The sequence below is a fragment of the Pseudoalteromonas sp. ABE4_541 genome (genome assembly GCF_056312285.1).
Window position 1 is genome coordinate 26186 of the sequence record NZ_JBSVEM010000016.1, and the last position, 14967, is coordinate 41152.

The 14967-nt window shown below is 44.1% G+C and carries 9 protein-coding genes; all 9 read right to left on the bottom strand.

Going from position 1 to position 14967, the window contains the following annotated elements:
• Nucleotides 1–855: 855 nt before the first annotated feature.
• A complete protein-coding gene (locus ACW689_RS15265; RefSeq protein ID WP_476292813.1) occupies nt 856–1383 on the bottom strand; it encodes a hypothetical protein in 528 nt (175 codons plus the stop codon).
• A 9-nt stretch (nt 1384–1392) separates the two neighbouring features.
• On the bottom strand, nt 1393–2775 hold the full coding sequence (locus ACW689_RS15270; protein WP_476292814.1) for a hypothetical protein: 1383 nt from the start codon (nt 2773–2775) through the stop codon (nt 1393–1395).
• Between the two features lie 9 nt (nt 2776–2784).
• Entirely contained in the window at nt 2785–3072 is a 288-nt protein-coding gene (locus ACW689_RS15275) for a hypothetical protein (protein WP_476292815.1), read from the bottom strand.
• A 9-nt stretch (nt 3073–3081) separates the two neighbouring features.
• Entirely contained in the window at nt 3082–4317 is a 1236-nt protein-coding gene (locus ACW689_RS15280; protein WP_476292816.1) for a hypothetical protein, read from the bottom strand.
• The gene (locus tag ACW689_RS15285; RefSeq protein WP_476292817.1) at nt 4310–6307 is read right to left on the bottom strand and encodes a DUF4815 domain-containing protein; all 1998 of its coding nucleotides are present in this window, start codon (nt 6305–6307) and stop codon (nt 4310–4312) included. Before ACW689_RS15285 ends, ACW689_RS15280 begins: the two co-directional genes overlap by 8 nt.
• Before the next feature lie 9 nt (nt 6308–6316).
• Entirely contained in the window at nt 6317–6799 is a 483-nt protein-coding gene (locus ACW689_RS15290; RefSeq protein ID WP_476292818.1) for a hypothetical protein, read from the bottom strand.
• A 367-nt stretch (nt 6800–7166) separates the two neighbouring features.
• Nucleotides 7167–7946, bottom strand: a complete 780-nt coding sequence (locus tag ACW689_RS15295; protein ID WP_476292819.1) for a DUF4376 domain-containing protein — start codon at nt 7944–7946, stop codon at nt 7167–7169.
• 9 nt (nt 7947–7955) lie between these two features.
• Nucleotides 7956–11429, bottom strand: coding sequence for a hypothetical protein (locus ACW689_RS15300; RefSeq protein ID WP_476292820.1), 3474 nt, complete (start codon nt 11427–11429; stop codon nt 7956–7958).
• Nucleotides 11430–11759: 330 nt separating this feature from the next.
• Entirely contained in the window at nt 11760–14960 is a 3201-nt protein-coding gene (locus ACW689_RS15305) for a hypothetical protein (RefSeq protein WP_476292821.1), read from the bottom strand.
• Nucleotides 14961–14967: the final 7 nt, after the last annotated feature.

The following is a 14967-nucleotide window of genomic DNA, read 5'->3' on the forward strand; positions in this document are numbered from 1 at the left end:
TCTTAAGCTTCAAAAACAACTGAGTTGATTAATCAGCTTAGGTGTATATTACCTGTTTTCAGCGTTTAAAACAGGTCAACTCTGACCTTATAAAACAACTTATATCTACGCTTAGTTTTCATCTCAACGTAAATATAAATCATCTATTCTGTCTGAAAATATACCGCGCCTTACATTATCTTCATTCTGAAAAAAGTCAGAATGTTGTTGCGTGCTAAGCTCGCATTTCTGTGCTTTGAGATCCTGAAACAAGTTCAGAATCTCAAAGCAAGCTCGGGAAGACAATAAAAAAGCCCACCAAATTTGGTGGGCTTGAAACACAAAATGGGACTCAATTAGCTTTTTATCTTAAGCTTCAAAAACAACTGAGTTGATTAATCAGCTTAGGTGTATATTACCTGTTTTTAGCGTTTAAAACAGGTCAACCCTGACCTTATAAAATAACTTATATTTACGCTTAGTTTTAAGCTCAACGTAAATATAAGTTATCTAGTGCGGCGGCAAATCTTGAGTGTTCTAAGTTATCGTCATTCTGACAAAAGTCAGAATCTTGTTAAATACCAAACTCGCGTTTCTGTGCTCTAAGATCCTGAAACAAGTTCAGGATGACGAGAATCGAATTCAGGGTGATAAAAAACGAGTTAAGCATAAAAATAAAAAAGCCTACCCAAATGGGTAGGCCAAAAACACAAAGATGGGAACCTAAACTGCCAGTTCAATCAATTGCACGCTTTGCATAACAAAACGCTTTTGAGTTGATTTGTCAGCTTATGTGTATCTTATTGATTTTTAGGTTTTAAAACAGGTCAATGCTGACCGCTAGGCTCTGAAAGAACCAAAATAATAGATAGGAGATTAATTTGCTGCTTGCGACTCGCGCACCACATAAAATGTCGTGTTACTTGCACTAAAGCGAGGCTGTGCAAACTCTTCATTTAAAAGTGCAGCACTCACTTCATAGCGGCCCGAGGTTGGAAAGTTAAAAGTCGCACTAAATTGCCCGCCTTGAACCTCAATTGGGAAATACACGCGACGACCATCGTCTCGTAGCACGGGCACTAAAAACGATTCATCTTCAATATCTAGTTGGCCTGCTAGCGTGACATTTTGCCCTTCAGCAACGGTGACTTTTATTGACTCTAAATCTTGAATATTACTCGGCACTTTTAATGCACCACTGATTGCCTGCAATTGCACGGCTTTTAGCTGAGGTGCTGCTTGTTGTGCAAGTTCCTCTTCGCGCGCTTGTTCTTGCGCTTGATACTCACTATACCAAAGCTGTGCTTGCTCTTTTGATTCCCAACGTTCACCCGACTCAGGGTGCGTTAATAAATATGTACCATGCAAGTGAATGGCTTGTTTTGTATTACACCAGTTAAACATATTAGCTCCTTAAGCAAAGTAAACGCGGCATTGAGAAGTAACTGTTGCACTGCCACCAGAATAATAAAAACTAAAACGCTGATAAACGACGAGTGCGCGATGAATTGGAGACCAAGTGACGAATTGAGGACTATATTGAATGTCATAGGTGCCAAAGCCATTTGCGTAGTTATCATTAGAAGTCAAACTTTCTAAATCAGCTCGTAACATACCATCGATACTAGGTAAGTTAATTTTGCTTTTGAAACTTCTAGTGAAAAGCCTCTCAGATGTATCACTGTGCATTTTAGATACTCTATGTCGTGCTAGATTTTGTGTATTTACGGATGGCAAATCTGAATATGCATTATTCCTGTAAGATAATTCTCTTCTTAATGATGGCCGTGTTACTAATAAATTAACTCGCCCTTGACCACTTCCGGTCGCATCTGACATTTGTGTATGAGAAGCATTTGTTGGAGAAATCGCTAACGTATGTAACGCGACATACCCTTGTTCATTACTTGCCCAATTGTCAAACGCTGCCTCATTTTCAAACGTCTTTTGTAAGTTTTGTGTCCAACGCTGCCCTTCATAAACGTGCAGAATTCCTGCATTCACTATATACAAATACTTGCTGATTGGATCTTGATACAGCTTGTAATAATCGCAATCTTGAGTGGCATGAGGAGTAAAAGTCGTTTCCTTGTATATGGTGATTAATTTACTGTTTGTAGTGAAGGTATAAATAGTTGATACATTATCCGGTAAAACGATTAACCCTAAGTTATCTACAGAGTTTGTGGCAAGAAGTGGTGAATTACGAGTTGCCTTATCTACATTTCCTTTCTGGTCAATCGTCATCACAACAGCTTTATTATTAGTATTCGTCTGTTGACCTCCGTCATAATACATATGAAAACAACCTGAGTCATAGTTGACCAAACTAATCATATTGTGCGCGCCATATGCTTGATTAGCACTGTTTAGTAAGGCTACAGTATTATCATAATAATCTAACCGGAAAGAAGGGACTCCAAAGCTGTACTTAGGATTCAAAAGTTGGTTTGGAATATCATTCACTGCATTGGAGACTTTGTTGGTCAAAGCGTCACTTATGTTATTAAACTTTGTCTCAAGTCCCGGTAATAAACCTAAATTATCACTTTGCTCCAGCAGCTTTGCTTGTAAATCTTTAACTAGTGCGCTGGCATCTTTTATTTCACCTGTGGCAGTATCCAAATGCTGCTCCGCTACTGCTACTAGTGCAGTTTCTAAGTTGGCACTATTTGAGAGCTTTTGAATTGCATTGCTGACGAGCGTTTGTTCTTCCGCAGTCAGCTTGTTACTACTTTGCATTTTATCGACTAGGTGGTCGACCATTTCTTGTACGGCATTATTGATTGTGGCCATAACGTCCTCTTAAAGTGGGTAAAGGGTTTCACCAAGTAGGTGGTTGATTTTTTGCTTGCGATGTAATTCGTTGTGGGCATTGCGCTCGCTTTGTAGTGTGGCTTGCAAAGCGGCAAGTGAACTTGATAACTGGTTTTCAAACGCACTGCCCTGTGCCTCTAGGGCATTGGCTTGTGTGTTCATATCGTTATCAATCTCGGTGAGCGCTTTGATGATGCGAAGTACATCTTGTTCAAGTAAATTATTTGGGTGTGGAAGTGGGTAATCTCGGTGTGGCGTGTTGTTCTCAACGGCCATATTGACTCCTTATGTTGAAAAGGCGCGCAGATTTTTAAGCCTTGGGCGATGTGCTTCCGTGCCGTTTAGCACCAGCTTTAACCTTACGCGTTTGAGTGGATCGGGCTGTGGTGTATTGGTTGGCTCAGAAAAGTCATGAACATAGTCAAATTGTTTCCAGCCATCATCATTGGATTTTGAGCGGGTTAACGCAACTTCCGTTATGTCTGAACCTTCTAATAAATAAACCAATACCGAAGCACTACCCTCAAGAATGGCATCAAAGCTCACCGTAAATTGGCCATCGCTATGACAGGTGATCTCTCGCGAGATGTAGTCAGCACTGGGTTGTAGTTCACCCGTAGCACACTGGCTGCCTGCAAATAACACCGGACTTAAGGTATCACTACCTGTTAAGTGCGCTGCTACATTGATGGTTTTATTCACTAATTTTTGCTTAAGCTGCTGTGGCGACCACTCTTGAACACGGGCAAGAGGCTCTTCACTGCCAACAACTTGAAAGGTAAAGTCAACGTCGGTTTCAGCACTGGGTCTTTGCACTACGGCAAGTGCCATTAGGTCAGTCACGCTTTGCTCACTCACTGAACCAAGATCCACAGTACGGGTATTGCTGGTAAACTTGGCGGCCTTTAAATTAAATGTGAGATCTTTGTTTTGATGCGGCGTCCACGTACTGGCGTTACTCGATGATAACAGCACACCCACCTGATAAGGCTGACTGGTTACCCAACCGTGTTGCTGGTCAAACTTGCCGAGTTCTGCAATCGCCACTTCATGCTCTGCACCATCGGTGAGCACCACAATGGCATACTCTTGACCACCTTGTAAGAAAACCGGCGTAAAGCTGAAACGCGTTTTATCGCTAAGCGAAATATCATCACTTTCAACAGTGCTTTGCGCTAATATGGTTTGCGTTGGCACGCCCTGCGCTACTTCACGAATTTGCACCCGTACTGACTCTTCACCTTTTTTCGTAAAATACAGCTCAACCGCCGCAATAAATCGGCTTTGCGGTAAGGTAAAGGTTTGTGCTAAAGGGTCAAAGCGCACATTGGTGATGGTGGTTACTCGGCGCAAAGTTTCAGTACGAATCTGCCCGCTACCTGTATAAGTTGCAAAGCCTCGTGGACCATCTTCTTCTTTTGCAATAAACACCACGGTTTTTTCGCCAGCGGGTATGGTGTCACCCGGAATATCAAAATAGCCGGTTATCACCTTTTGCTGTTCATTTATTTGTTCACTCACTGGTCACCTCGGGGGTTAATTCAATGCCATCAAATATTACTTTGGTCAATTGCTCTGCATCAGCAAACCCTTTAATACTAAAATTCACTCTTTTTGCTCTCAAAAACTCAGCTTGCTGTGTTTGTGTGCTTACACGTTGTGTTTGTGTAGTGCTGCGAACAGGCCCATTACCACGAGTAAAGCGGCGGGTAATTGGACTGCTCCAACGCTGGCGGGTCACTGTCCAGTGGTCAACACTTGGGGTCAACGTAACTTGTGCAGGAATAGGTTCAAACGCTTGATAAGGGTTTACCTTCATAGAACCTGTACGCTTTGGTTGAACAAGTACATCTTCCAGCTCAAAAGGCAGTAATTCGCTTTGCTCTGAATTTAAGCTAATCACTTTTGCATCAACGGGGAGCGAGAGTTCTCCGTCAACGATGGCGGCATTTTGATCTAGGCCCTGATCACGTAAATCATCATCTAAGAATGGGTCTACAAACACGCCGTATTTGCTGGATGACTCTTGGCTGTTGGCGTCGTTTTTCAGGCGCTCAATAGCAAGCAACTGATACAAATCATAAATTTGTCGCTGCATATTGTGTAAATCAAGCATACTTAAGGCGTTTATCGAAATCGACTCTACCTTCGGAGGCTGATCGCCCCATTGCTGATACACATACGCAAGTGGTAAATGCTGCTCCGGCGCATGAGGTGGCTCTGGGTATTCTAACGCTGAAACACCTTTGATCCGCTGCACAACCCCTTGTTTATCCAATACAAACAAATCAACACGTGGCGATAAGCGTTGATAATCAGCTTCAATTTCATTGGTGAGGATGCTATCCCCGTCATTTAAAAATGAATCGTCAATTTTGTAATGAGTTTGAGTATGCTGAGCCGAAACCACCTTGCCATAAACATATGTAACGTCGTAACTGCTTCCCGCTGGTGGGCGAGCTTTTGTGGCATCTAACTGCCAAACAATATGATTGTCTTCGTGTTTATAGTCTTCCCCTTCCACGTACACTGTCTCATTAAAAACAACTTTTTCGATATAGCTCACACTGGTGTTGGGAAAGCTATCTTTTAATTGAGCAGCCGTTCTTGTGATTGTGTCAGTAGTACGAACCTCAATACTGACCCGTTCAACACTTTTTAATGGCGGAAAATCAACTTTGATCCAAGCGGTGGCGTCTTCCCCCTCGGCTAACTGCGCTCGTTCCGCTTTGATGGTGACAACATCCGGATCAGCTGCAAAAGTAACAGGCAATGCCATCGCATAGCTAAGTTCATACCCTGCAATATGTGCCTTGCCTGACTGCAAGCTAAAATGTTGGCGCTCGTTCTCAGTCTTAATGTAGTGTAAGCCTAAACCTTCAACCACATAGTTACCGCCGTTCGACTCTCTATCATATCGCGCTAAAGCTCGGGTAATGGCATCTTGATGGGGCGGCGCTTCTTTCACCATCAACACACCTTGGTTAATTTGATAAACTGGGTAAAACTCACTATTGGCAGATTGTTCGCCTTCCAGCACATCCCAACGCCCAACTACTTTTAAGCGGGCAGCGCCAGGTTCGTCATAGTTAGTGTGTACCATGGGCGAGTTTTTACCTGCAGGGTCTCGCAACGTGCCATCTTCGAGCTCGGTGACGACGGTAGTATCTAAGAATACGCCAATAATAGAGTCTTTCTGAGGATCAAAACTAATACTCGCTTCAGCCACTGGGCGCACCGCACCAGATAAATACACCGATGCAGCCGCTACTTTGGCTACTCCACCTTCGATTTTAACCCCGCCACCGGCAACAATATCGCCGTCTTTTAGCAGTGCATCAGCCACACTCTTAATTTGATGACTGACTTGTCCTTGAACATCGTTTAGCTCTCTACTTTGTAAGCCTTTTCCTGCTCTAAACAATATTTGTTCATACCGTTTACTGGCATCAAATCGTCGAAAATAGTCGGGATGTTCCGCCATGATCTGTTCATAAAGTTGATCTTGCATCGCACATCCTTAAAAACTAATAACAAATTCAAATGACTCACGTACACCCTGATCGCGGTAAATCGCAGGCCGATGCTCCAACAGCAGTAAAGTGCCTTTTTGGTCAACCTCGTTTGGCTCTAAATACAATTTGCCCGCAGGGACTTCTGGCTTAGGTAATGTACCGACCATTAAACCTAGCTCGCGAATGGTTTTTGATAGGCCATCGGCAAACTCGTAGTTAAACTGGCAGTACAAATTTGGCGTTGGATAATTGACTAACTTATAGCGCCCGTTGGGTACTTGGATCTCACCCTCATCATCGCTCTCGCAGTACAGTACGCGCGTGGCTTTTCTGTAGCCTAAAACGGCGGAAAGTTCAGTGCTAGAACTTGGCTCCGGGGGAAGTTGCGTGTCCCACTCTATTGCGCCTTGCCCCCAAGCCAAATAAATGGTTTTGCGCTCAACGGCTTTGGCCAGCTCAATACGGCCAGCAGATGTTAATATGGCCACCTTGACCTCCTATAAAGTTAAATGTTTGGTTTTTGAAAAAGCCCACGAGTGTGGTTGTGAGATCCTGAAACAAGTTCAGGATGACGGTGTTGTGTTCAGGATGACGATTTTGCGCTCAAGGCAACGGTGCAGTGTTCTGGATGACACCTCGCCCGTCATTCTAACGAAGGTCAGAATCTCGCTGCATGCAACAACCGCTTTACTTGCTTAGAAGATCCTGAAACAAGTTCAGGATGACAGTGTTGTGTTCAGGGGGACGATTTTGTGTTCAGGGTAACGTCCTATTCGTCACTATGACCTCTTCGTCATTCTGACGCAGGTCAGGATCTCGCTGATTCGCATGCTTTTCTAAATATACGGCGCGACGTTATTCGCCAATCCACAGCGCGGTTTGACGCTCGGCAGCCAACTTACACGCTTTAAACAACTGCGCCTTGCTCACACCCGCCACTTCGTTATCGGCCAGTACCCAAGGAATGGTTTGCTGCTCATCCATCACCAAAATAGCGCGCGCCATGCGTTGCTGGCTTAGCTCATCGGCATCAAACTCGAGTTCATCCACCAGCACGGTTTGGTTGGCCAATTGCGATGTGCGTGTTTGTTTAAAGCGCTCACGCAGCACTTTGGCGATATGTTCTTCACTGTGCGCTTGTGTTGCTGGGTAAATACGTTTGATATAAGCATCGTCGTCATATTCTGTGCGTGCAGGTTGGGTTTCTGTGGTGGTTTCTAGATCCACTGCAACATATTCAGTTTGGTAACACGTGCGGCGCAGTGATAAGTCTAACTGTGGCTGAGTAGGTAATTCTGGTACTTCTATCAATTCATCGCTATCCGCATCTAGGTTGGCATTGTGTACCAGCGCAGCTTGACGCGCCGCCTCAACTTCGACCACTTCAAGTTCCCACGCTTGATATGCAGCAACATGGGCGGCTTGCTCTTGCTCAATGGCCGTTTTTAATGCTTGCTCAACCTGCTCCTGCGGGTGGCGTAGTGCTATTTTGGTCAGTACGTCATCATAACTCACGAGTGCAACCTCAGTGGTATTGGACTGTTCGCTCATTTCGTTGTTTGTTACTGATGTTTGCTCAGTTACAGGCACAGTTGAGTCGACCGCTTGCGCAGTCTCATTATTAGTTTGGTTCATGGTTTATCCTTAGTGGCTGGCAATACCCAGCGGAAGTTGTGTGTGGTGGCAAAACACTTTCACCGTGTTGCCATTTAAATCTGTTTTGGTGTTTTCACCGTTTATGATTGGGATGGTTTGATCATCGCCCCAGTTATAACTTGGATTGAAAAATTCATACGAGTAGTCTTTATTATTTTTATACAATAAACCTTTACTATCGATTGACCAGTTAATATCGTTGAATGCTTCAAAACTAGTAGTATTAAATTTACGTTTTAACATTCTCCCTTTTAATGGCCCATCAGTGACTCGAAATACTCCATATCCCTCTTTTCCTTCGGTTGATGACTCTGAAATATCCACCACTGGTTGCTGGGTATATTTAAGCTCAGCCCCATTAAACTGCAGATATAAAAGACCATTTTTTTCAATTACAGTGCTCAGTGTTTTTATCGCGCTGGATGGTTCACTTTGGCTATCTAGATTCAGCGGTGCATGTTTGGGTTCATCACCTAATGATTGTGTCCATGTCAATTGGCCTGTCGGCGCATATCGACTGAGTTTATTCAACAACACTTCTTCGTGTATCAATGCCCCATTAGATCGAGTACCCACCTTGCCTGTTAAGCTAGGTTGTAAACGGTTACCATAGGCCGTTTGGCTGGCTTGCGTTGCGTAAACGTTACCAATACTTCCTAATACACCCTGTTGGTTTGATGTCTGAGTGAAATGTGCTGGTGTTTGATAATTGAGTAATGCAACCACATTTGGATTCCAACTATCTGAATTAATATTTTCTGCCGTACCAAAGTTAACACTCGCACTTACCCACGTTTGACCCAGATCCTCACTGTATTTTGCAATTAACTGGTTATTCGTCATTTTTCGGTTGAGCTGATAACCAGATGTATTGTCTGGTATTTTTGGTATCCACTGCCCTACCACACCATCTGGGAAGGTTGCCGCAATACGTTCTGGGTGGCCGATAATATCTGCCCAAGGGAGTGAGTCGAATTCTGGTTTATTTCCATGATAAAGTAAGTGACTTGCAGATAAAAACTTACAGTGCTCATCACGTAACGGCATGGAAGCATGGCCTTCAATCTTACCAAAAGGCCTATCTAGCTGACCTGCCCAAATGAGTCGACATTGTTTTCCGCGCAACTTATCATTTATCGAAGATGCCGTCTCGCTATATGATGAGCACCCTAAATATAAGTTGCCATTATTCGAAAACTGGATATGGATGTGACTATATTTTGATATACCCAAGGGAACTGTTACCAAATCCCCTTCGTCCGAACACAAATAAACATCCGAGTTGCCACCAAACCTATAAGAAAATGTTGGCGTCAATTCTCCCGTTAAGCTAGTCGGTATTCTAATTCGACCATCACTCGCCGATTCGCCTACAGCCGCTTGAACAGTAAACGGACCTGAGATACATAAAATAGGTAATGAACCCTTACCACGCAATGTCCCCGCCACTGCTTTACGCATGGTGTCTTCGCGTAACTGGTTTACATCCAGTTTATTGGCGTTTAAGCGTAAGTCTTCCACCTGGCCTGCGTAGATGGCGTCGTAGTATTTGTATTGGTCAGGGCGGCCTGTATCAGCATTACTGCCAATGAAACCAGAATTCCCTGATACGCGAGAATAGTCAGTCGCGTTCCCTATATCAAAGCACTGAATAGTACTTGCGATATCTTCGGCGGCTTTTTTATACCAAGGTTCATGGCCCAAACCTGATTTTAAGAATCTTCTGCAACCCATCGGGTTATAACTCGGGTGATAGCCACCTTGGTTAAGACGCTGAACAAGTGCGATGGGCATCGCAAAACATTTTGACTCGTGCCCATGATCATCTCGCATACTATCAGTGGCATATACAGCACCTTGACCTAAAGGATATTGAAGTTCATTTACCCATGCATATGAGCCTTCTTTATGAATGTATGAGTCATGCGAATAGAAGCCTGTTGTTCTATCGTTGAACTCAATTTGTTTGCCCCTGGCCACTACTGCAAGCCGATTAAAGCCTTTTTCTCTTAAGAAAAAACCTTCATCCAATGTTAGTGGATCAGCCCATTCATCGGCTAAACCTTCAACCACTCTCACTCTGTAGCGCACCTGAATATACGCTTTGGCTTCTGGGTCGTAGTAAATATTGTGCTCGGGATTTTTTAAAAACTTCACGCGGTTAGCGGCTGACAGCGTAGACCATTTTACACCGTAGCCTTTGGTGTCGGTGTCCCATTCGCCAAATGCGCTGTAGCCTTGTGCAGTTAGATTGCTGGCAAGCGTTATTCCCTCATAAATATTCGCGCCATATTGCACATTGCCCAGCGGGTACACCACATCTTTATCGGCGATTTTTTCGTGCCACGATTCAAGGAAAACGAGGTCTTTACGAGAGGTGATAACTTGCTCGGTAACCGCTCTACACGAGGCATAGTACACTTGCCATTCAAGCTCTGTATCACTGGCATCATGATGATAACATCGAATATTGTGACCATTACCCGAAATAGTTTCGCTCGGCTTGTACGTGGTTTTGTAAAGAGTGGGCTTGCCTGTACCCACATGCTGAGTAACCTTATAACCTTCCTGCGCATTATAAAATCCAAGGACAAATGTCTTACCTTCTGGGTAGTTTATTAGCCATTCAGTAACATATTCTGCATTCGCTTGTAGGTCAGCATCAACTGCATAAGTTACGCCATCTGAAGGATTGGCGGCTTTGATGTTTGCAATCCCATTACTCATAGAGAGCGACGCATTACCCCACGCATGCCAACCGTTTAGATCATCCGTAAATGCACCATTTGTTGCCAATCCACAAAATGCTTCTTTCGCACTCGCATGCTGAGTGACTTTACCCGTCGCTGAATCGTAGGTTTTGGTGCCATCGGGGGCTGGTGGAAAAAGTATGTTGTTGTATGTACTTGACGCTAAATATGACAATTTTTGCAACACGCCATCAATCATAACTTGGGGTCTTATTACGCGTGAGATTCCTTGGAAACCAGAATCTGTCTCAAACGCGCCAAGCGACAATCTACTCGGAGATAAATTCCAAGTCCACATACCTTCATTTACTGCTTCATGAGTATTTAAGTGTGCAATATGTTTCCCCCACTCCACGAACCCACTGCCCGCATATTGCTGTTTACGCATTTGACGCAGGGCATCATATTGGGCTTTGGTCATCACCTCTGGATGTGGGTTGATTTTTTGCGTTTCGTTAATTAAATCCGATAGGCTGTCTACTTGATAGCTTTGACCGTTTAAATCTTTGAGCGACACTTTGCCGGTCTTAGTTTGCCAATCGTTAATGGCTTGGTGGTTTGCTTTGATCAAATCATGGGTGCTGTGCATATCCACTTTTACTTGATCAATTTCCGTGATGCTTTGCTCCACATCTGTGATGAGTTTTTCACAAGCATTGGTTTGCTCCGTGGCAGCTTGCTGCAACAGAGCGAGTTTTGCTTCTATGGTCATTTTCCTTTCCTTTACCTACATTTTCAGCGCACGCTCCTATCCAACAAATAAATTGCGCGTATCAATGAGGTCCAACGAATAAATAGAAAGCGGAGTTTGGCTTCCAACAGACCAAACTCCGCCATTGAACGGCACGCGAATGCGTAACGTAATGCGTTGCGGAAGAGGCGTACTTATACGCGTTTCCCACAATACGCATACTGTAACCAGATTAAGGGCAAAATATCGGTCAACTTTGCCCTATCCTTGCTAGGTTTTACCCCACCAGCTACATGCCCGCGTTTTTACTCGTTGTTTTAAAAGAAAGTAGTTTGAAACAATAGTTAGCCGTTAGTGACTGGCAATACCCAGCGGCAGTTGTGTATGGTGGCAGAACACTTTTACCGTATTGCCGTTTAGGTCGGTTTTAACGTTCTCGCCATTAAGGACAGGAATCGCGTTATCGTCGCCCCAATTAAAACTATCAGTAAAGAATTTAAATGAGTAGTCGGCATTCCCTTGATATTTCAAACCCACGGTATCAATTGACCAATCGAGTGAGTTAAAAGGCACCGCTGTAGCGGTGTGAAACATCCGCTTAAGCAGCCGACCTTTTAACGGACCATCCGTTACGCGAAATACCTGATACCCCAATTTAGGTTCAGTCGAACTTTCAGAAATATCAATAATTGGCTTTCGATCATGCTGAATTTGCGCGCCATGTAGTTGCAAATAATACAAACCATTTTTTTGCGTAATAGTCGGTAACGCTTTGCAACCAAAGGCGCCACTATCACCACCTAGGGATGGACAAGGTGCGTGAATCGGAAACTCATCTTGTAATAATTTATTATCTAGCAAGTTTTTATGCATAACCGGAGTATAAGCATTGGTTGTGTACGACATAACCTGCGCCACTTTACCGGTTAACGACTGCTGCAATCGATTACCAAAGTTTTGCCTTGAGTCATTGCCAACCCACGCATCCGTTATATGGCTTATAACCTCTGAGTTGGCAGCCGATTGTGTAAATGCTGCGGATGTTTTATAAAAAACCAATCGAACTTCATTACTCTGCGACGTATATTTCCATTCATTTTTTATATCAGAAAGCACGCCCGCGCCACCAACTACCCAAGAGTCTCCATTATTTAATGTAACAACATTACTAAAACCACCCGAATACTTTTTGTTTAAAGGGAAAGATTGCTGGCTGTCTGGTGGCACTATTGGGATCCACTGACCAATTACACCATCAGGGAAAGTGGCCGCAATACGCTCAGGGTGGCCGACAATATCCGTCCAAGGGAGTGAGTCAAACTCAGCACTTTGCTTTGAGCGATAGTAAGAGATCATGATTTTATCGCCTACTGCGATAGCGCTTTCATCATCCATATAGACATTAAACACATGCGGTGAAGATGCGCTTTGATAAATACTCACCGCCTTATTTTTTGTCATATTCCAGCCATAAAGCTTCTCATGAGGACTACGTGGCCGCAGCCAACCGTTAGTATCGATTTGTACATAACCAAGACCAGACCCACCTAATTGATACACTTCACTGTCAAAGCGCGTCACCATTAGCCGAGCTTTACCACGCAATGTGCCTGCCACTGCTTTGCGCATGGTATCTTCGCGTAGCTGATTTACATCCAGCTTATTAGCGTTTAAACGTAAGTCTTCCACTTGGCCAGCGTAGATAGCGTCATAGTATTTGTATTGGTCACGGCGACCGCTAAGCCCTGAGCTGATAGAGCCTGCACGCTGCCTTCCAGATTTACCCGGTTGAATCGCTTCAAAAAATGCCTGACTTTGAGACGAATTGATAAACTCATTATGTGAATGCCAATTACCCGCGATAACATCTTGCTTTATCCATCTATCACACCCCATTGGGTTGTGCACGGGGTGATAAGCCCCTTGGTTTAGGCGCTGAACAAGTGCGATAGGGATTGCAAAACATTTCGATTCGTGCCCAAAGTCATTTAGCATGCCATCCGTGGCATATATAGCTCCCTCGCCTATAGGGTATTGTTGCTCATTCACCCATGCATATGAGCGATTTTTATGAATGTATGAGTCACGCGATCCTAACCCCGTTGTTCTATCATTGAACTCGACTACTTTGCCCCTAGCCACAACAGCAAGTCGATTAAAGCCTTTTTCTCTTAAGAAAAAACCTTCATCCAATGTTAGTGGATCAGCCCATTCATCTGCTAACCCTTCAACCACTCTCACCCTGTACCGCACCTGAATATACGCTTTGGCTTCTGGAGCGTAGTAAATGTTGTGCTCAGGATTTTTTAAAAACTTCACGCGGTTAGCGGCGGATAGCGTTGACCATTTAACACCATACCCTTTGGTGTCGGTGTCCCATTCACCAAAGGCGCAGTAACCTTGTGCGACTAGGTTATTGGCAAGGCCGATCCCCTCGTAAGTACTCGCGCCAAATTGCACATTACCCAGTGGATAAACCACATCTTTATCGGCGATTTTTTCATGCCAAGATTCTAGGAGGACGAGATCTTTACGAGAGGTGATCACTTGTTCGGTGGCAGGTAATGACTCCCAACTATGAATGGTAATTTTTTGACCAACTTGTGCTTCTGGAGCACGCAAATACACACCGCTATTTCTAAAAGTATGATTAAAAGTCACAGTGTGTTTTATATTGGCACTTGCCTGAAAAGACTTTATGAGTGGATCGGCACCAATAGCGCCAGTTGCATCGCGAAATTCAATATTTGTATCAACGCTACTAGTAAAAACAATGTGGACCTTATGGGCTTCGGTATTGGTCTTATTTACAAAGTAAAGTCCACCAACCCCTGTTTGCTGAAAAGTAAACTCCCCCAGTTCATTGTTATAAATGCCCGCATGAACCACATTAGGGGCTTTATGCCGACACTCATTAAACGCCTCAGCGGCACTGGCGTGTTGGGTTACTTTGCCCGTGGCTGAGTCATAGGTTTTAGTGCCATCGGGAGCTGGTGGAAAATACACATTATTGTCTAGCTCGTTCACAGCTCTAACATAACCAAGGTTATGCTGAACACCATCAATTAAGATTGTGGGCCGAAGCGTCTTTGAGTTACCTTTAGGTGTATGAGTTGCAGGCCCGAGCACCATTCTATTTTGGTTGATCCCGCCAAAAGCATGCATCCCCTCATTAATTGCAAAACGAGCATCATGGAAACTCTTCCCCCACTCCACAAACCCACTCCCCGCATATTGCTGCTTGCGCATTTGGCGCAGGGCATCAAACTGGGCTTTGGTCATCACCTCTGGATGTGGGTTGATTTTTTGCGTTTCGTTAATCAAGGTTGTGAGGGTATCAACCTGATATTCTGCGTCGTTTAGGTCTTTAAACGTGACTTGGCCGGTTTTGGTTTGCCAGTCGCGCGCGGCTTGGTGGTTTTGCTTGGCAAGGTCGTGCACCTTGGCCACCTCGGTCCAACTGTTTTCAATGGCGGTTTTTAGGTTGCTCGCTTCGTTGGTTTGCTCAGTAACAATTTTATTTATCTGGGAGAGTTTTTCATCAATGCTCATAATGATT